This window comes from Lysobacter capsici (genome assembly GCF_018732085.1).
GTDB lineage: Bacteria > Pseudomonadota > Gammaproteobacteria > Xanthomonadales > Xanthomonadaceae > Lysobacter > Lysobacter capsici_A.
This window is the reverse complement of sequence record NZ_CP076103.1, coordinates 3,241,138-3,259,727: the sequence shown is the minus strand read 5'-3', so window position 1 is coordinate 3,259,727 and position 18,590 is coordinate 3,241,138. Positions and strand designations below refer to the sequence as shown.

Below are 18,590 nucleotides of genomic sequence, written 5' to 3'. Positions count from 1 at the left end.
TGTAAGATGTCAAGGACGATCCGGCGCCGTCCGTCGGCTCGGCGCAGCGGTCGCAATCAGCGGGAGAAGGCGATGAAGGTCAGTCGTGAACAGGTAGGCGAGAACCGGCGCAGGATCCTCGACGAGGCCGGCCGGCTGTTTCGTGCGCGCGGGTTCGAGGCGGTGACGGTGGCCGAAGTGATGAAGGCCGCCGGTCTGACCCACGGCGCGTTCTACGGCCACTTCCAGTCCAAGGACGATCTGATCGCGCAGACCCTCGGCCATGTGCTGGGTCAGGCCCAGGTCGGCGACGAACTGCAACCGTTCGTGGACTTCTATCTGTCGCCGCATCACTGCGACGATCTCGCCGGCGGCTGTCCCACCGCCGGACTCGGCGCCGACGCGATCCGCCAGTCGCCGCAGGCGCGCCAGGCCATGACCGAAGGCTTGCGCCGACATCTGCAGCACATGACCCGGATGGAATCCGCGGCGGACGAAGCCACGCGCCGGCGGCAGGCGATCGGTACCTGGTCGGCGATGGTCGGCGCGGTGATCCTGGCGCGGCTCAGCGACGACCCGGCGCTGTCCGAGGAAGTGCTGGCGCAAACGCGGGCGTGGATCGACGAAACCTCGGCGGCAAGCGCGAGTTAGGCATCGCGCTTTGGGCGTTCGTCGAGTCGTCGTCGAACTTGATGACAACCGCGTTACCGCAGGCGCGCGTCGTTGGCGAATCGGGCCGCTGCGGTCGCTGTACATGAGATCGATTGCCGCTAAAGTGCGTCGCGTGCCTAGCGGTTGGCCGCTCGGATTCGTCGATGCGGGCAAGCGGCGACGCACGTCACAGGGACATCCACTCAGAGAGGGAATTCATGCGCATTGTTCCGTTCGCAGGCCTGGCATTGGCCGGCCTGCTGCTCAGCCACACCGCCTACGCCGCCTGCGACACCGTGTTGTCGCCGCAGGTCCGCTCGATCGAGTCGGCGGGTAATTACTGCCTGGCCGCCAATCGCAGCGCGCCGATCGAAGTGCGCAGCGACAACGTCGAAATCGACTGCCGCGGCCGCACGCTCTCGCGTCCGCTCGATCCGTCCGGTTCCGGCACCGGCGTGCTGCTGCGCGGCAACAACCTCACCGTGCGCAATTGCCGCTTCGAGGGCTGGCAGTTCAGCGTGCTCGCCGAACAGTTCCTCAACGTGCAGATCCTCAACAACACCTTCATCCCCGAAGGGCCGGCGATCACCGTGTACGGCAGCGACCGTCCCGAAGGCGACGGCCTGCGCGTGGTCGGCAACCGAGTGCTGTTCTACGGCTCGCAAAACGGCGCCGAGCAGGCGATCGGCATCTGGCATTCGCCGCGTGCGGTGCTGACCAACAACGTGGTCGCCGGTTTCATGGGCCATGCCGCGCTGCAACTGGACCGCTCGCCGGACGCGCAGCTGACCGGCAATCAGTTGCTCGACTTGAACGAAGGCGGATCGGTCGGCGTCGACCTGATTTTCTCGCCGCGCGCGCGTCTGGTCCACAACACCTTGATGCTGCGTCGCGGCGTCAACGCCCACGGCCTGAACGGCGCGAGCGACGCCACCTGCATCGAGAACATCCTGATCAACGCCGTGCATTCGGGCCTGGATGGCTGCGTGGTGAAGCGTTACAACCTTGAGCAGATCAGCAACGGGGATTGATCGTTCGCCGCGATCGCGATTGGTTTGTTTGTACCGACATGCAAGTCCACGACGCCCCGCTCGAAACAGCGGGGCGTCGTCGTTTGCGGCGAACGCACCGGCGAGTCGAGCGGCGACGCGATCGGCACCGGTCGCGATGCCTGAGATGCGGCGCCGATACCATCGTCGGCGCAGTACGGCGCGGCGATCGATCTATTCAAGACGCTCGCCTACCGCGCCTATCCGCGACACTCCTCACCGAAAAGGAACTTCATGCGACTGATCCCGATTGCAGGCCTGGCACTGACCGGCCTGATGCTCAGCACCTCCGCGTTCGCCTGCGACACCATCGTCTCGCCGCAGCAAGTGTCGATCTACGGCCCGGGCAAGTACTGCCTCAGCGCCAATCGCAGCCTTCCGATCGAAATCAGCGGCCCGGACATCGAGCTCGATTGCCGTACCCGCACGATCACCAATCCCAGCCCCAACGGCGGCGGCCCGACCGGCATCAAGGTCAATCCCGGCGACAAGGTCATCGTGCGCAACTGCCGCGTCGATGGTTTTCCGATCGGCATCGACATGAACGTGCAGTCCAACGCGCAGCTGCTCAACAACACCGTGCTGCATGCGCGCGATGTCGCGATCATGGTCCACGGCAACAACGGCAACAACGATCCCTTGAGCGAACCCACCCGCATCGTCGGCAACCGGGTGATCGGCTACCCGAACGGCAACGATCCCTCGCCCAGCTGGGGCCAGGCGCTGCGCGCGATCGGCCTGGGCCGCGCGGTGATCAGCAACAACGTCGTCGTCGGCCACAACGGGCCGGTCGGCCTGGAACTGTTCGAATCGCCCGATGCGCAGCTGATCAGCAACCAGTTCCTGGATTCGTCCGCGGTCGATCGCATGATCCGCCTGGAACAGTCGCCGCGCGTGCGCGTGGTCCACAACACCATCATGTCGCGCCAGCCGAACGTGGCGTTCGGCATCAGCGGCGCGAGCGGGGCGACCTGCGTGGAGAACGTGTTCATCAACACGATCCACTCGGGTTTTTCCGAATGCGCGGTCACCCGTTACAACGTCGAACAGCCGCTGCCGCCGGGTCCGTAAGCCGGTCGCGAGGTTTGGCTTGATGTGTTGACGCTCCGCCGGCCATCGCGCCGGCGGAGTGTCGCGGCAGGCCGGGATGTCCGCGGCGACTGGTGCGCCGACGGAGCCGCCGGTCGGCGAGCGCTATCGCGCGCCGACGTCGTGGCGATGATCGATCAATTCACTCGCGCGGCGTCAATCGCCGCCGAACGACGCCGGCAACATCGCGCGCGCGCTATGCGCCAGTTCGCGCACCGTCGACACGCCCAGGTCGCGGATGATGCGGTGGGTGCGGTGCGGCAACGGCGATTCGTCGATGTCGTGCGGGGCGATGTTCTTGCCGGGCACGCCGGGCAGGAACTCGATGCCGGCCGCGGCGTAGCAGTGCTGGACCAGCGCCGAGCAGTACAGCGCGCCTTCCTTGGCCAGCAGGTTGCTGCGCTTGCGCAGGCGGCGGCTGTGCATCGCCATCAAGGTGCCGACCAGTTCGCTGATCGAATAACTCGACAGCCCCGACAGCAGGTCCAGCCCGGCGATCTGGACCTTGCGCAGTTGGTCCTCGTCCAGGCCGAAATCCAGGATCGCGATGTTCGGGAACGCTTCGGCATCGTAGTAACGCTCGACCCGGTTTTCCTGCACGCCCAGGCGGATCTGCTTGTAGCGCATGTCCAGGTCGGACTCGATCACCCACCAGCGCCCATCGATGCGGCGCTCGCTGAACATGAAGGCATGCGACCACAGGCTGCGATGGCCGTCCACGGTCAACGGCGACTGCGCCTTGCGGATCAGCTTGTTGATCCAGTCGCGGCCGCCGCACAGCCCGATACGGCCGGGGCCGGCGTGTTTTTCGATAAAGGCGGCATTGCCGAAGGCATCGGCCGATTCGGCCTGCTCTTCGACATCGGTGGACAACAGGATTTCCTCGCTCATCCTTGCGTACTCGTTCGGCTCGGTGCTGGGTCGGATGGAATCGGCGCGCCGGGGCAGGGCCCGGCCGCGCTCATTCGGGATCGTAATCCAGATTCGAGGCCAGCCACCGTTCGGCCTGGATCAGGCTCACGCCCTTGCGCCGGGCGTAGTCCTCGACCTGTTCCTTGTTGACCCGGCCGACCACGAAGTACTGGCTGCCCGGATGGCTGAAGTAATAGCCCGAGACCGCCGCGGCCGGGTACATCGCGAAGCTCTCGGTCAGTTCCAGGCTGGTGTGGCGGGTGGCGTCGAGCATCTCGAACAGCGTGGTCTTCTCGCTGTGTTCGGGGCAGGCCGGATAGCCCGGCGCGGGGCGGATGCCGCGGTAGCCTTCGTCGATCAGCGCATCGTTGTTGAGGATTTCGTCGTCGGCGTAACCCCAGAATTCCTTGCGCACGCGCTGGTGCAGGCGCTCGGCCAGCGCTTCGGCGAAGCGGTCGGCCAGGGCCTTGACCATGATCGAGTTGTAGTCGTCGTGATCGGCCTCGAAGCGCGCGACATGCGGCTCGATGCCGATGCCGGCGGTGACCGCGAAGCCGCCGATCCAGTCCTGCCGGCCCGAGTCCTTCGGCGCGATGAAGTCGGCCAGGCAGAAGTCGGGGCGGTCGGCGGGTTTGTCGGCTTGTTGTCTGAGGAAGTGCAGGCGCACCGCTTCGCTCCTTCCCCCGCTTGCGGGGGAAGGCTGGGATGGGGGCACGCCAGTCGCTGCGTGCTGGCCCTCACCCCGGTCCTCTCCCGCGAGCGGGAGAGGGAGGTTCATGTCGACTTCGACATCGTCGCCGATCGAGTTGGCGGGCCACAGCCCGAACACGGCCTTGGCCTTGATCCACTTCTCCTCGACCAGTTGCTTGAGCATCCTGCGCGCGTCGCGGTACAGCTCGGTCGCCTGCTTGCCGACGATTTCATCGCTCAGGATCGCCGGGTAACGGCCGGCCAGTTCCCAGGTGTTGAAGAACGGCGTCCAGTCGATGTACTCGACCAGTTCGTCCAGCGGGTAATCGTCGAACACGTGCAGGCCGGGTTGTTTCGGCGTGGGCGGGACGTACTCGTCCCAGCCGCCGTCGTAGCGTTGGCCGCGCGCCTTTTCCAGCGACACCAGCCGCTTGCCGTCGCCGCGGTTCTTGTGGCGTTCGCGGATCTCGGCATAGTCGGAGGCGTTGGCGGCGACGAAAGGCTCGCGCAATTCGATCGAAATCAACGACTGCGCCACGCCGACCGCGCGCGAGGCGTCCTTGACCCAGATCGTCGGCGATTTGTAATGCGGGTCGATCTTCAGCGCGGTGTGCGCGCGCGAAGTGGTCGCGCCGCCGATCAGCAGCGGCATGGTGAAGCCCTGGCGCTGCATCTCGCGGGCGACGTGGCTCATTTCTTCCAGCGAGGGCGTGATCAGGCCCGACAGGCCGATCAGGTCGGCATTTTCGGCCTTGGCCCGGTCGAGGATCGTCTGCGCCGGCACCATCACGCCCAGGTCGATCACGTCGAAGTTGTTGCAGGCCAGTACCACGCCGACGATGTTCTTGCCGATGTCGTGCACGTCGCCCTTGACCGTGGCCATGACGATCTTGCCGTTGGACTTGCCGACATCGCCGGTGCGCAGCTTCTCGGCTTCGATGTACGGCAGCAGGTAGGCGACCGCCTTCTTCATCACCCGCGCCGATTTCACCACCTGCGGCAGGAACATCTTGCCGGCGCCGAACAGGTCGCCGACCACGTTCATGCCCGACATCAGCGGGCCTTCGATCACGTCCAGCGGGCGCGTGGATTCGGCGCGCGCCGCTTCGGTGTCTTCCTCGATCCACTGGTCGATGCCGTAGACCAGCGCATGGCTCAGGCGATCGCGCACCGGCTTGTCGCGCCAGCGCAGGTCCTCGACCTTCTTCTCGCCTTTCTTGCCCTTGAAGCGGTCGGCGATGTCGAGCAGGCGCTCGGTGCCGTCGGGGCGGCGGTTGAGCACCACGTCTTCCACGCGTTCGCGCAGGTCCGGATCGAGATCGTCGTACAGCGGCAGGCCGCCGGCGTTGACGATGCCCATGTCCATGCCGGCCTTGATCGCGTGGTACAGGAACACCACGTGGATCGCCTGACGCACCAGCTCGTTGCCGCGGAACGAGAACGACACGTTCGATACGCCGCCGGAGATATGGCTGTACGGAAACCGCCGCTTGAGCTCGCGCGTGGCCTCGATGAAATCGACCGCGTAGTTGTTGTGCTCCTCGATGCCGGTGGCGATCGCGAACACGTTGGGGTCGAAGATGATGTCTTCGGGCGGGAATCCGATCTGTTCGGTCAGCAGCTTGTAGGCGCGCGAGCAGATCTCGACCTTGCGGTCGATGCTGTCGGCCTGGCCGACTTCGTCGAAGGCCATGACCACCACGGCCGCGCCGTAGCGCCGCACCAGCCGGGCCTGGCGCAGGAATTCGGCTTCGCCTTCCTTCATCGAGATCGAATTGACGATGCCCTTGCCCTGCAGGCACTTGAGCCCGGCCTCGATCACCGTCCACTTGGAGCTGTCGACCATCACCGGGATGCGGGCGATGTCGGGCTCGGCCGCGATCAGGTTGAGGTAGGTGACCATGGCCAGCTCGGAATCGAGCATGCCTTCGTCCATGTTGACGTCGAGCACCTGCGCGCCGTTCTCGACCTGCTGGCGCGCGACCACGATGGCCTCATCAAAGCGGCCTTCCAGGATCAGCTTCTTGAACTGCGCGCTGCCGGTGACGTTGGTGCGCTCGCCGACGTTGACGAAGTTGCTTTGCGGGGTGATCTGCAGCGGTTCGAGGCCGCTGAGCCGGGTCTGGCGGGGGAGGGTTGCGGTCATTGCGATGTATGGGTCTTTTGCTCTTGCTCGTCATTCCCGCGAAGGCGGGAATCCAGGGCTTTTCGTGCGAGAACGTTTGAAGTCTCTGGATTCCCGCCTGCGCGGGAATGACGGTAGGAAGGTGGCGAAGGCGAGGGGAAACTCACGCCGCCGCATCCACCAACTGCAACGGTTGCCTCGGCGCCACGCCCTCGACCGCTTCCACGATCGCGGCGATATGCGCCGGCGTCGTACCGCAGCACCCACCGACCAGATTCAACAAGCCGGCGCGGGCGAATTCGCCCAGCACCGCGGCCATGTCCTCGGGCGTTTCGTCGTAGCCGCCGAACGCGTTCGGCAGGCCGGCGTTGGGGTGGGTGCTGATGTAGGCGTCGGCGATCTGCGCCAGCACGTCGATGTGGACGCGCAGGTCCTTGGCGCCGAGCGCGCAGTTCAGGCCGATCGCGACCGGCTGGTTGTGGCGCACCGAGTACCAGAACGCCTCGGCGGTCTGGCCCGACAAGGTCCGGCCCGAGGCGTCGGTGATCGTGCCGGAGATCATCACCGGCAGCCGCGCGCCGCGCGCGTCGAAGGCTTCCTCGACCGCGAACAGCGCCGCCTTGGCGTTGAGCGTGTCGAAGATGGTCTCGACCATGATCACGTCCGCGCCGCCGTCGATCAGTCCGTCGGTGGCTTCGCGGTAGGCGATGCGCAGCTCGTCGAAGGTGATCGCGCGGTAGCCGGGGCGGTTCACGTCCGGGCTCAAGGACGCGGTGCGGCTGGTCGGGCCGAGCACGCCGATCACGTAGCGCGGCTTGTCCTTGCCTGCGGCCGCGTCGCGCGCCTCGGCCTCGTCGCAGGCCTGGCGGGCCAGTCGCGCGCCCTCGAGGTTGAGTTCGCGCGCCAGGTGTTCCAGGCCGTAGTCCGACAGCGAGATCGTGGTCGAGTTGAAGGTGTTGGTCTCGATCAGGTCGGCGCCGGCGGCCAGATAATCGGCGTGGATGCCGCGGATGATGTCGGGCCGGGTCAGGGTCAGCAGATCGTTGTTGCCGCGCTGGTCGCGCGAGCAGCCGCAGCCCTCGCCATGCACGTGCGCGCCGTGCTCGTCCTGCGGCGCATACAGCCGGTCGAAGCCTTCGGCGAAGCGTTCGCCGCGGTAGTCGGCCTCTTCCAGCGTGAACTGCTGGATCATCGTTCCCATCGCGCCGTCCATGACCAAGATACGTTGCGCCAACCCACGTTCCAGCGCATCCGCGCGCTCCGGGTTGATCCACGGTAACTGCTTCATATCGGTCTCCTCACTTCTTGCCGGGCTTGCGCACCGGCTCGCCGCCGGGCTTGCGCGCCATCAACGCGATCACTTCGAAATGCGGCGGCCGGCGTTCGCGGGTGACGGTCTCGCAGCTGACGATCTCGAACCCGGCCTTGCCGGCGAACTTCTGCAGGTCCTTCTCGGCGAACCCCAGATTGACGTGGCCGAAGGCTTCGACCGCGCCGCGGTGTTCGTGCTTGGCCAGGCTGGTCAGCAGCAGGCGGCCGCCCGGGCGCAGCACCCGCGCGGCTTCGACCACCGCCTGCGCCGGTTGTTCGGCATAGGTCAGCGCGTGCATCAGCACGACCAGGTCGAAAGTGTCGGCGGCGAACGGCAGCGCGTGCATGTCGCCCTCGCGCACTTCCACGTTCTTGAGCTTGCGCAGGCGCTCGGACGCGGCCGCGACCACCTTGGTGCTGGCGTCCAGGCACACATAACGGTTGGAATGCGGCGCCAGCAGTTCGGCCAGCACGCCGTCGCCGGAGGCGATGTCGAGCACGTCGCCGGGTTGCAGCAGCGGTACCGCCGAGCGGGCCAGCGCTTCCCAGGTGCGGCCGGGCGAATAGTGGCGCTCCATGTCGCCGGCCACCGAGTCGGCCCAGTTCTGGTCGGAGGCGCGCATCGCCAGCACTGCGGTCACGCGTTCGGCGTCCTGGCGCAGCAGCGGATCATCACTGCCGGTGCTCAGGGTCTGCCACAGCGCACGCTGGGCCTGATCGAGCGCGCCCTCGTCGAAGCGGTAATAGGCCGACACGCCGGCGCGGCGGTCGCGCACCAGCCCGGCTTCCTTGAGCTTGGACAGATGGGTGGACACGCGCGGCTGGGCCAGGCGGGTGATCGCCGACAGCTCGGCCACGGTCAGTTCCTCGCGCTCGAGCAGGGTCAGCAGACGCACGCGGGTGGCGTCGGCGAACACTTTGAGACGGGACGACCAGCCTTCGAGGTCCATGGGGTGCCTTAAACGGGAATCGGGAATGGGGAATCGGAAATGGGGAATCGGTGAACGGCATCGGCGACGGCGGCTTGCAGCCGATTCCCGATTCCCGATTCCCGCTCTTCCATCAACGTATCGCGATACAGAGATAAGTTTGGTATCCGTAGCCCCTCAGGTCAAGTCGTGACGCGTCGCAGCAAAGGCCGGGACGACTCGGACCGCGTCTGAAAGCCGACTGAAAGCGCGCCAGCCGAACGCCAGATCGGGGCAGGCCGATGGGTGGGGTTATTCGGCGCGCGCAGCTACAATTCGCGTTCGCGGTTCAACGAATGGACGCGCGGACCATGAGCCAGGGTCGGATCGGCCGCAACGCGCCAGTGAGGCGACGGCGCCGTTCGATCGGGCTGCGATGGCAATCACCACAGCAATCAAGACCCGAGAGGTGCCGACGTGGATTTTGGCTTTACCGAAGAGCAGTTGATGATCCAGGACGTGGCGCGCCGTATCGCCCAGGAAAAGATTGCTCCCAGCGCCGAGCACCACGATCAGACCGGCGAGTTCCCGCTCGAGAACATCCGCACCCTCGGCGAGAACGGCCTGATGGGCATCGAGGTGCCGGCCGAATACGGCGGCGCCGGCATGGACCCCATCTCCTACGTGCTGGCGATGGTCGAAATCGCCGCCGGCGACGCGGCTCACTCGACCATCGTGTCGGTCAATAATTCGCTGTTCTGCAACGGCATCCTCAAGTTCGGCACCGAAGCGCAGAAGCAGCTGTACGTGCGCGCGATCGCCGAAGGCCGCGAAATCGGCGCGTTCGCGCTGACCGAGCCGCAATCGGGCTCCGACGCCACCGCGATGCGCTGCAAGGCGGTCAAGCAGGCCGACGGCACGTTCGTGATCAACGGCAAGAAGAGCTGGATCACCTCCGGCCCGGTCGCCAAGTACATCGTGCTGTTCGCGATGACCGACCCGGACAAGGGTGCGCGCGGCATCACCGCGTTCATGATCGACACCGCCAAGCCCGGTTTCCACCGCGGCAAGACCGAGCCCAAGCTCGGCATCCGCGCCTCGGCCACCTGCGAGATCGAATTCGAAAACTACGTCGCCGCCGCCGAGGATGTGCTCGGCGAGGAAGGCCACGGCTTCAAGATCGCCATGGGCGTGCTCGACGCCGGCCGCATCGGCATCGCCTCGCAGGCCATCGGCATCGGTCGCGCGGCGTACGAGGCCACCTTGGTCTATGTGCGCGAGCGCAAGGCCTTCGGCCAGCCGATCGGCGCGTTCCAGATGACCCAGGCCAAGATCGCCGACATGAAGTGCAAGCTCGATGCGGCCCTGCTGCTGACCTTGCGCGCGGCCTGGCAGAAGGGCCAGACCGAGAAGCACGGCGGCCGTTTCAGCAACGAGGCGGCGATCGCCAAGCTGACCGCGTCGGAAGCGGCGATGTGGATCGCCCATCAGGCGGTGCAGATCCACGGCGGCATGGGCTATTCCAAGGAAATGCCGCTGGAGCGTTATTTCCGCGACGCCAAGATCACCGAAATCTACGAAGGCACCAGCGAGATCCAGCGTCTGGTCATCGCCCGCAACGAAACCGGTCTGCGCTGAAAACCACCGACGATGAAACGTTTCGGTTCGTCTAGGCCTACCGCCTGTCCTGAGGACGGCGGCAAGGGCTTGCGCGTTTCGATCCGCGCCACGCATGCCGGCCCGCGCGTGAGCGCGCGGGCCCGGGTGGGCGCGTCGCTCGATTACGGCGCCGGCGTCGTTGCCGCCTTGCACGGTTTGAACTCCAAGCAATAACCACTCTCTTGGCCCGCGCGAAAGCGTGGGCCTCATTCCATCCGGATCTCGACATCCCCATGAGCATTAAAAAAGCTTCCAAGCCCGAACCCGCCAAACGCGCCGCCGCCAAGCCGGCGTCGAAGTCGGCATCGGCCAAGCAAGCCACGGCCAAGAAGACCTCGGCCAAACCCGCTGCGGACAAGGCCGCTGCGACCAAGCCCGCGCCCGTCAGCAAGACGGCGAGCGTCAAGAAGGCCACGCCCGGCAAGGCCGCGCTCGACAGCGGCCAGTCCGCGCCGCCGGTCGACAGCCAGGCGGTCAGCCTCGAGCCGATCGTCGCGGCGATGCGCAAGCGCCTGCCCAAGGCGCGTCATGCCGAAGCCGAGGCGTTCGCGCATGCGTTCTACAAGCGCATGAGCGGGGATGAGCTGCCGCAGCATCAGCCCGATGGCTGGGCAGCGCTGGCGGTGGACTTTCTGGATTACGCGCGCGATCGCAAGCAAGGGTCGGCGCTGGTGCGCCTTTTCAACCCGACGCTGAAGTCTCATGGCTGGGAGTCGCCGCACACCGTGCTGCAGATCGCCAACGACGACATGCCGTTCCTGGTCGACTCGGTGACCATGGCGCTGGCCGATCAGGGCATCGGCGTGCACGTGCTCGGCCATCCGGTGGTGACCTTCCAGCGCGACAAGGCCGGCAAGCTGCTGGCGGTCGGGCAGGGCGTGGCCGAATCGCTGATGCACCTGGAAATCGACCGGCAGACCCCGGAATCGGCCGCCGCGGTCAAGCAGGCGCTGGAAACCGTGCTCGCCGACGTGCGCGCGATCGTGCGCGACTGGGCGCAGATGCGCGACAAGATGAATGAAGTCGCCGACGACCTGCCGGGCGAAAACCTGCCGATCGACGAAGACGGCAAGCGCGAGGCGCAGGCGTTCCTGCACTGGGCCGCCGACAACCACTTCACCTTCCTGGGCTACCGCGAATACGAAGTCGTCAAGCTCGGCGGCAACGACGTGCTGCGCGCGGTCAAGGACAGCGGCCTGGGCCTGCTGCGCGGCAAGGAAGTCGGCAAGCCGCGCCTGCTGACCTCGCTGGCGGCGCATTACATGCCGCAGTCCGGTTCGGTCGATGCGCTGATCCTGACCAAGACCAATGCGCGCTCCACCGTGCATCGTCCCGGCTACATGGACTACATCGGCGTGCTGAGCTTCGACGCCCAGGGCCGTCCGACCGGCGAGAAGCGCTTCCTCGGCCTGTACACCTCCAGCGCCTACAACCGCCGCCCGTGGGACATCCCGCTGGTGCGCCAGCGCCATGCCTACGTGATGCAGCAGTCCGGCCTCGGCCCCGACAGCCACAGCGGCAAGGCCCTGCGCCACGTGCTGGAAACCCTGCCGCGCGACGAGCTGTTCCAGTCCAGCGAAGAAGAACTGCTCAAGACCACCTCGGGCATCCTCGGCCTGCAGGAACGCGTGCGCAGCAAGCTGTTCCTGCGCCAGGACCGTTACGGCCGCTACTACTCCGGCCTGGTCTACATCCCGCGCGAGCGCTTCAACACCGACGTGCGCCTGCGCGTGGAAGCGATGTTGAAGGACAAGCTGCACGGCGAGCACATCGACACCACCGTGCATATCGGCGAATCGCCGCTGGCGCAGTTGCACCTGATCGTGCGGCCGAAGGCGGGCGATGCGGTCCAAAACGGCGGCCGCCAGATCGACAACGCCGCGATCGAATCCGAACTGGCCGAGATCGTGCGCAACCGCCAGGACGACCTGCGCGAAGCGCTGGTGCGCAACAACGGCGAGCAGCAGGGCCTAGCCCTGGCCAACCGCTACGGTCGCGCCTTGCCGGCCGGTTACATCGAAGAAGTCTCCGCCGCCGTCGCCGCGCAGGACATCGCCCACGTCGCCGCCCTGAGTGGCCCGGACGACCTGCGCCTGAGCCTGTGCCGCACGCGCAGCGGCGAAGGCGGATTGCGCTTCAAGTTCTACCGCCAGCTCGACGACATCCCGTTGTCGGACGCGCTGCCGATGATGGAGAACATGGGCCTGAGGGTGATCTCCGAGCACCCGTACCGGCTCAATGTCGACAACCAGCCGGTCTATATCCAGGACTTCGAGGTCGAGACCGCCAACAACGACATCGACGTCGATCGCCTGGACGAAAACTTCGAGGAAGCCTTCGCCCAGATCTGGCGCGGCAATGCCGAGAACGACGGCTTCAACCGCCTGATCCTCACCGCCAACCTGTCCTGGCGCCAGGTCGCGATGCTGCGCGCGTACTGCAAGTACCTGCTGCAGGTCGGCGTGCCGTTCTCGCAGAGCTACGTCGAAGAAACCTTCAGCCGCTATCCGCTGCTCGCGCGTTTGCTGGTGGAACTGTTCGAAGCTCGCTTCGACCCGTGCACCGGCAGCGAGAGCAAGGACGAGATCAAGGCCGGGCAAGAGCGCCTGGTCCAGCAGTTCGACACCCTCTCCGGCGGCGACGCCGCGGTCATGACCACGCTCAAGCCGGTCATCGATGCGCGCAGCGGCAAGCGCGACCAGCAGGCGCAGGCGACGGTCGAAGCGATCAAGGCGCTGCTCGACCGCGTCTCCAGCCTCGACGAGGACCGCATCCTGCGCAGCTTCATCGGCGTGATCAACGCCACCTTGCGCACCAGCTACTACCAGACCACCGCCGACTGTTCCGAGCGCGGCTATGTGAGCTACAAGTTCGATTCGGCCAACGTGCCGGACCTGCCCAAGCCGCGTCCGTACCGCGAAATCTTCGTCTACGGCCCGCGCGTCGAGGGCGTGCACCTGCGCTTCGGCCCGGTCGCCCGCGGCGGTCTGCGCTGGTCCGATCGCCGCGAGGACTTCCGCACCGAGGTGCTGGGTCTGGTCAAGGCGCAGATGGTCAAGAACACGGTGATCGTGCCGGTCGGCTCGAAGGGCGGCTTCTTCGCCAAGCGTCCGCCGATCGGCGGCGACCGCGACGCGGTCCTGGCCGAGGGCATCGCCTGCTACAAGATGTTCATCAATGGCTTGCTGGACATCACCGACAACATCGTCGGCGGCAAGATCGTCGCTCCGGCCAATGTCGTACGCCACGACAATGACGACCCTTACCTGGTCGTCGCCGCCGACAAGGGCACCGCGACCTTCTCCGACATCGCCAACGGCATCGCCGCCGAGCACAAGTTCTGGCTCGACGACGCGTTCGCCTCCGGCGGTTCGGTCGGTTACGACCACAAGGGCATGGGCATCACCGCCAAGGGCGCGTGGGAGTCGGTCAAGCGCCACTTCCGTTCGCTCGGCCGCGACAGCCAGACCCAGGATTTCACCACCGTCGGCATCGGCGACATGTCCGGCGACGTGTTCGGCAACGGCATGCTGCTGAGCGAGCACATCCGCCTGCTGGCCGCGTTCGACCACCGCCATATCTTCCTCGACCCGAACCCGGAAGCGGCCAGGACGTTCAAAGAGCGCGAACGCATGTTCAAGCTGCCGCGTTCGAGCTGGGACGACTACGACAAGGCGTTGATCAGCAAGGGCGGCGGCGTGTACCCGCGTTCGGCCAAGTCGATCCCGCTGTCGCCGGAGATCAAGGCCGCGCTCGGCATCGAAGGCAACGCCACGGCGATGAGCCCGGTCGAGCTGATGAGCGCGATCCTCAAGGCGCCGGTCGATCTGCTGTGGAACGGCGGCATCGGCACCTACGTCAAGGCCAGCAGTGAAACCAACAGCGATGTCGGCGACCGCGCCAACAATGCGCTGCGCGTCAACGGCGGCGACCTGCGCTGCAAGATGGTGGGCGAGGGCGGCAACCTGGGCCTGACCCAGCTCGGCCGCATCGAAGCCGCGCAGCACGGCGTGCTGCTCAACACCGACTTCATCGACAACTCGGCCGGCGTGGACACCTCGGATCACGAGGTCAACATCAAGATCCTGCTCAACGGCCAGGTCCAGGCGAAGAAGCTGACCCTGCCCGAGCGCAACAAGCTGCTGGCGTCGATGACCGACGAGGTCGCCGACCTCGTGCTCAACGACAATTACCGCCAGAACCAGGCGATCAGCCTGATGGAGCGGATGAGCCTGTCGCGCCTGGGTTCCAAGCAGCACTTCATCCGCACGTTGGAATCGCAGGGCCTGCTCGATCGCCAGATCGAATTCCTGCCGAGCGATGCCGAGATCGCCGAGCGCAAGGCGCGCGGCCAGGGCCTGACCCGTCCGGAACTGTCGGTGCTGCTGTCGTACTCCAAGCTGGTCGCGTTCCAGCAGATGCTGGACTCCGACGTGCCGGAAGACCCGTACCTGTCGAAGGAACTGGTGCGCTACTTCCCGCAGCCGCTGCAGGCCAAGTACGCCAAGGCGATGGAAAACCACCGCCTGAAGCGCGAAATCATCGCCACCGCGGTGACCAACTCGACCATCAACCGGATGGGCGCGACTTTCCTGCTGCGCATGCAGGAAGACAGCGGCCGTACCCCGGGTGAGGTCGCCAAGGCGTTCACGATCACCCGCGAAACCCTGGACGCGCGCGACCTGTGGACCCAGATCGACGCGCTCGACGGCAAGGTCGCCGAGTCGACCCAGATCGACGCCCTGCAGGTAATCTGGACGCTGCAGCGTTCGTTCACCCGCTGGCTGCTGTCGCGTCCGGGCGCGATCCCCGACATCACCACTGCGGTCGACCGCTACCACGACGGCTTCAAGAACATCCGCGCCGGCGTCGGCATCCTCGGCGACGGCGAACGCCCGGCCCACGATGCCGCGTTCGCCGACTGGAAGGCCAAGGGCGTGCCCGAATCGCTGGCCGCGCAGTTGGCGGCGTTGCCGTACCTGGAGCCGAGCTGCGACATCATCGAACTGGCGCGCGAGCGCAAGCTCAAGCCGGTCGACGTGGCCAAGGTTCACTTCCGCCTCGGCGAAGCGCTGCGTCTGCCGTGGCTGCAGGAGCAGATCGACGCGTTGACCGTCGACGGCCGCTGGCACGCGGTGGCGCGCGGCGTGCTGCGCGAGGAACTGTCGACCCAGCAGCGCATCCTGGTCGGCCAGGTGCTGAAGATGCCGGGCGCCCACGCCGACGCGAAGGTGCAGGCGTGGCTGGGACGCGACGACCAGTCGTTGCGTTTCACCCTGGCGATGCTGACCGAACTGGCGGCGCAGAAGACTCTGGACTATCCGACCGCCTCGGTCGCGGTGCAGCGTCTGTCGCAGTTGGCCGCGCGCGGCTAAGCCGTCCTGCGGGGGCGCCGCGTGGCGCTCCCGCAGTGGCTGGGTTTTTCATCACGGAATTCTTTCATCAAGGAACGATGAACATGGCTACATCCGACGATTCCGCGCCGATCGCATCGGCGCTGATCGCGCAAGCCGATACGCTGGCCCGCGCCAGCGTGCTGCTCAAACGCGATGGCGAGCAGTTCGCCGCATGGTGGGGCGGGCCGGGCGTGGTCACCGCGCCCGACGCGAATCACCGCCACTGGCTCAGCATCGACTGCCGGTTCCTGCCCGAGGGCCTCGGCCCGGACAGCGGCGTACTGAGCGTCTACACCGACGAAGAAGACGGCGAATCCGGATTCGCCATACACGATCCGCAGGCGCGCTTGCCGCGGGCCGATTCCTCGGCCGAAGGCGAGCCGCTGTATGCCCATCGATCGCGTTCGCTGCCGCCGCCGGATGCGTTCGACGACGGCCACGACGACGATACCTACCTCGTGCACTGGCAGGACCATTGCCCGATGTACGCCGACGACATCGTCGCCGTGCTCGGCGGCTGGCATTTCCCGTGGCCCGACGGCGACTGGGAGCAGAACCGCGAACGCGCGCTGCTGGCGTGGACGCTGGACGAATCCGAACCCTGGGTCGAAGTCTGGGGCGGCGGCGCGGCGTTTCAGGTGATGCAGCGCGTGAGCTGAAGCACGTTTGCTATTTAGCCCTCTCCCGCGTGCGGGAGAGGGTTGGGTGAGGGCGCGCCATGCTGCATATCTTGCGGCGTTGCTCAGTTTCGCACGCTCTCATCCGCCCTTCTCCCGCAGAGCGGGAGAAGGGAGCTTTGCAAGGGGTTCTTTTATGGCCCACGGGTTATGCTGAGCCCATCCTCCCGGAGCCGCCGATGACCGCGACGCCACGCATCGCCTTCCTCGCCAGTCACACCGACGAAGCGCAACGCGCCTTGACCGCGCTGACCGCCCAACACGACCAGCACGAGCCCAACGACGCCGACGTGCTGGTCGCGCTCGGCGGCGACGGCTTCATGCTGCAGACCCTGCATCGCCACGGCGCGCTCGGTAAACCGGTGTACGGCATGAAGCTGGGCACGGTCGGCTTCTTGATGAATCAATACGCCGACGGCGCCGTCGATCTGTTCGAACGCCTCGCCGCGGCCGAACCCGCGGTGCTGCGCCCGCTGGAAATGGTCGCCCAGACCGAATCGGGCGCGACCTTCGGCTCGCTGGCCTACAACGAGGTCTCGCTGCTGCGCCAGACCCGTCAGGCCGCGCATGTGCGCATCGATCTCAACGGCCAGACCCGGCTCGACGAGCTGATCTGCGACGGCGTGCTGGTCGCGACCGCGGCCGGCAGCACCGCCTACAACTTCTCCGCGCACGGCCCGATCCTGCCGCTGGGCTCGGCGGTGATCGCGCTGACCCCGATCGCCGCGTTCCGCCCGCGGCGCTGGCGCGGCGCCTTGCTCAAGGCCGACACCGAAGTGCGCTTTCGCGTGCTCGATCCCTACAAGCGCCCGGTCAGCGCCACCGCCGACTCGCACGAAGTGCGCGACGTGGTCGAAGTGATGATCCGCGAATCGCGCGACCGCACGGTCACCTTGCTGTTCGATCCGGAGCACAACCTGGAAGAGCGGATGCTGATCGAGCAGTTCACCAGCGGTTGAGCGCCGCCGCAGCCGGGACCGACGCATGTTCACCGCACAGTTTCTCGAAGGTCTGCCCGACGCCTGGGCGGAAGTGGATGCGATCGCCTGCGGCTGGTCGCCCGAGTCGCCACAGGCACGGTGGGTGGACGACCGGGTCGGCATCGCCGACGCCGCCGGTCGGCCATTGCTGCGCATCGACCTGGCCTACGAACACTCCTATACCTTTGCCCGCGAGGTTAGATCTTCAGCGAGCGTGGTGGTGATCGGTGCTGGCGGGAACTGCCTTGTGGTCAAGCCGCATACACGCGAGGTGCGTTCATTCGCCGATCGCCAAGAGGCTTTCATCGAATCGGTGGAGCGGCCGGAAGATCTGGGCGAGCCGGCGAACGCGTTCGGCTTCATCGTCAGCAGCGTCTTCGATCTGTGGCATCTGGACGAAGACGGCAACGAACTTTGGCACGTCGAAACGCTCGCCATCGGCGGCATGGTCCTCAACGGCGTGCATGCGGGCCTGTTGAACGGCTCCGCGCAATGGGACCAGCCCGATGGCTGGGCGAAGTTCTCGGTCGACCTGAAGACCGGACAGCTTGTGCAGGCTCCGGAACCTTACTGGTCGCAATGGCACAAGAGTATTTTCAGATGACGCTGAGCAAGATCAATGCCGCAATCAACGGCGCGGTTCACAAGCCTTCGCTCAACAAGGCTGGTGCGATCACCATTGCGAGGTTGGCCCGGCCCAGCCAAGTCATGCACGGGAATGGCCATAGCTTGAGCGGCAATCGGGTGTACCGATGAGCGGATACGCCGTCCTGATCGCCGCCGCCCACGCCGAACGCGTCCTGGCCGGATTGCCGGAACTGGGCTGGCGCCTGACCGACGCCGCCGGCCGGATCAGCGGCATCGACGGCGAGGGCGATGTGCAGGTGCTCGCCGGCGCCGAGCAGGCGCGGCCGTTTCTCGATGCCGGCGGCCTGTTGATCTTTCATGAGGGGCAGGGCGGGCAGACGCTGGGCGTGACGTTCTACTGGCGCCAGCCGGGCACGCTCAAGCTGCAGCTCGACGGCTTGAACTCGGCGCAGCGCGGGGCGTTGCTTGCGGGCCTGGATCGCCTGCAGGTCGGCAGCGGCTCGATGGGCGACTGAGGTCGGCTGCCGCAATCAGTCGGTGGCGGGTGCAGTGGTGCGGGCTTCGGGCGCCTGACTT

Annotated in this window: 14 protein-coding genes; 10 read left to right on the top strand and 4 right to left on the bottom strand. The window is 66.4% G+C overall.

From position 1 onward, the window contains the following. Positions 1-72: 72 nt before the first annotated feature. From KME82_RS13520 to KME82_RS13510, 3 genes are all read left to right on the top strand, one after another. A complete protein-coding gene (locus KME82_RS13520) occupies positions 73-630 on the top strand; it encodes a TetR/AcrR family transcriptional regulator (RefSeq protein ID WP_215494513.1) in 558 nt (185 codons plus the stop codon). A 218-nt stretch (positions 631-848) separates the two neighbouring features. After that, positions 849-1,661, top strand: coding sequence for a right-handed parallel beta-helix repeat-containing protein (locus KME82_RS13515; protein ID WP_215494512.1), 813 nt, complete (start codon positions 849-851; stop codon positions 1,659-1,661). Positions 1,662-1,913: 252 nt separating this feature from the next. Next, on the top strand, positions 1,914-2,750 hold the full coding sequence (locus tag KME82_RS13510) for a right-handed parallel beta-helix repeat-containing protein (protein WP_215494511.1): 837 nt from the start codon (positions 1,914-1,916) through the stop codon (positions 2,748-2,750). A 174-nt stretch (positions 2,751-2,924) separates the two neighbouring features. Here KME82_RS13510 and KME82_RS13505 read toward each other — a convergent pair whose 3' ends face one another. The 4 genes from KME82_RS13505 to KME82_RS13490 form a co-directional block, all read right to left on the bottom strand. Further along, positions 2,925-3,659 (bottom strand): hypothetical protein, encoded by a 735-nt coding sequence (locus KME82_RS13505; protein WP_215494510.1) that lies wholly within the window; start codon positions 3,657-3,659, stop codon positions 2,925-2,927. A gap of 70 nt (positions 3,660-3,729) precedes the next feature. Further along, positions 3,730-6,516, bottom strand: a complete 2,787-nt coding sequence (gene metH / locus KME82_RS13500; RefSeq protein WP_215494509.1) for a methionine synthase — start codon at positions 6,514-6,516, stop codon at positions 3,730-3,732. Positions 6,517-6,658: 142 nt separating this feature from the next. Further along, a complete protein-coding gene (locus KME82_RS13495; protein ID WP_215494508.1) occupies positions 6,659-7,783 on the bottom strand; it encodes a homocysteine S-methyltransferase family protein in 1,125 nt (374 codons plus the stop codon). Between the two features lie 10 nt (positions 7,784-7,793). Further along, the gene (locus tag KME82_RS13490; RefSeq protein ID WP_215494507.1) at positions 7,794-8,756 is read right to left on the bottom strand and encodes an ArsR/SmtB family transcription factor; all 963 of its coding nucleotides are present in this window, start codon (positions 8,754-8,756) and stop codon (positions 7,794-7,796) included. Positions 8,757-9,191: 435 nt separating this feature from the next. Between KME82_RS13490 and KME82_RS13485 the strand changes: the two genes are divergently transcribed. The 7 genes from KME82_RS13485 to KME82_RS13455 all read left to right on the top strand — a co-directional run bounded on the left by KME82_RS13485 (position 9,192) and on the right by KME82_RS13455 (position 18,529). Beyond that, the gene (locus KME82_RS13485) at positions 9,192-10,352 is read left to right on the top strand and encodes an acyl-CoA dehydrogenase family protein (protein WP_215494506.1); all 1,161 of its coding nucleotides are present in this window, start codon (positions 9,192-9,194) and stop codon (positions 10,350-10,352) included. A 521-nt stretch (positions 10,353-10,873) separates the two neighbouring features. Then, on the top strand, positions 10,874-15,748 hold the full coding sequence (locus KME82_RS13480; RefSeq protein WP_345777993.1) for an NAD-glutamate dehydrogenase: 4,875 nt from the start codon (positions 10,874-10,876) through the stop codon (positions 15,746-15,748). Between the two features lie 83 nt (positions 15,749-15,831). After that, a complete protein-coding gene (locus tag KME82_RS13475; protein ID WP_215494504.1) occupies positions 15,832-16,428 on the top strand; it encodes a hypothetical protein in 597 nt (198 codons plus the stop codon). Between the two features lie 197 nt (positions 16,429-16,625). Then, complete coding sequence (locus KME82_RS13470; protein WP_215494503.1) at positions 16,626-17,405, top strand: NAD kinase; 780 nt, start codon at positions 16,626-16,628, stop codon at positions 17,403-17,405. A gap of 25 nt (positions 17,406-17,430) precedes the next feature. Next, the gene (locus KME82_RS13465) at positions 17,431-18,030 is read left to right on the top strand and encodes a hypothetical protein (RefSeq protein ID WP_215494502.1); all 600 of its coding nucleotides are present in this window, start codon (positions 17,431-17,433) and stop codon (positions 18,028-18,030) included. Further along, the gene (locus tag KME82_RS13460) at positions 18,027-18,182 is read left to right on the top strand and encodes a hypothetical protein (RefSeq protein ID WP_215494501.1); all 156 of its coding nucleotides are present in this window, start codon (positions 18,027-18,029) and stop codon (positions 18,180-18,182) included. The genes KME82_RS13465 and KME82_RS13460 overlap by 4 nt, the downstream gene beginning before the upstream one ends. Then, positions 18,179-18,529, top strand: coding sequence for a hypothetical protein (locus KME82_RS13455; RefSeq protein WP_215494500.1), 351 nt, complete (start codon positions 18,179-18,181; stop codon positions 18,527-18,529). Before KME82_RS13460 ends, KME82_RS13455 begins: the two co-directional genes overlap by 4 nt. Positions 18,530-18,590: the final 61 nt, after the last annotated feature.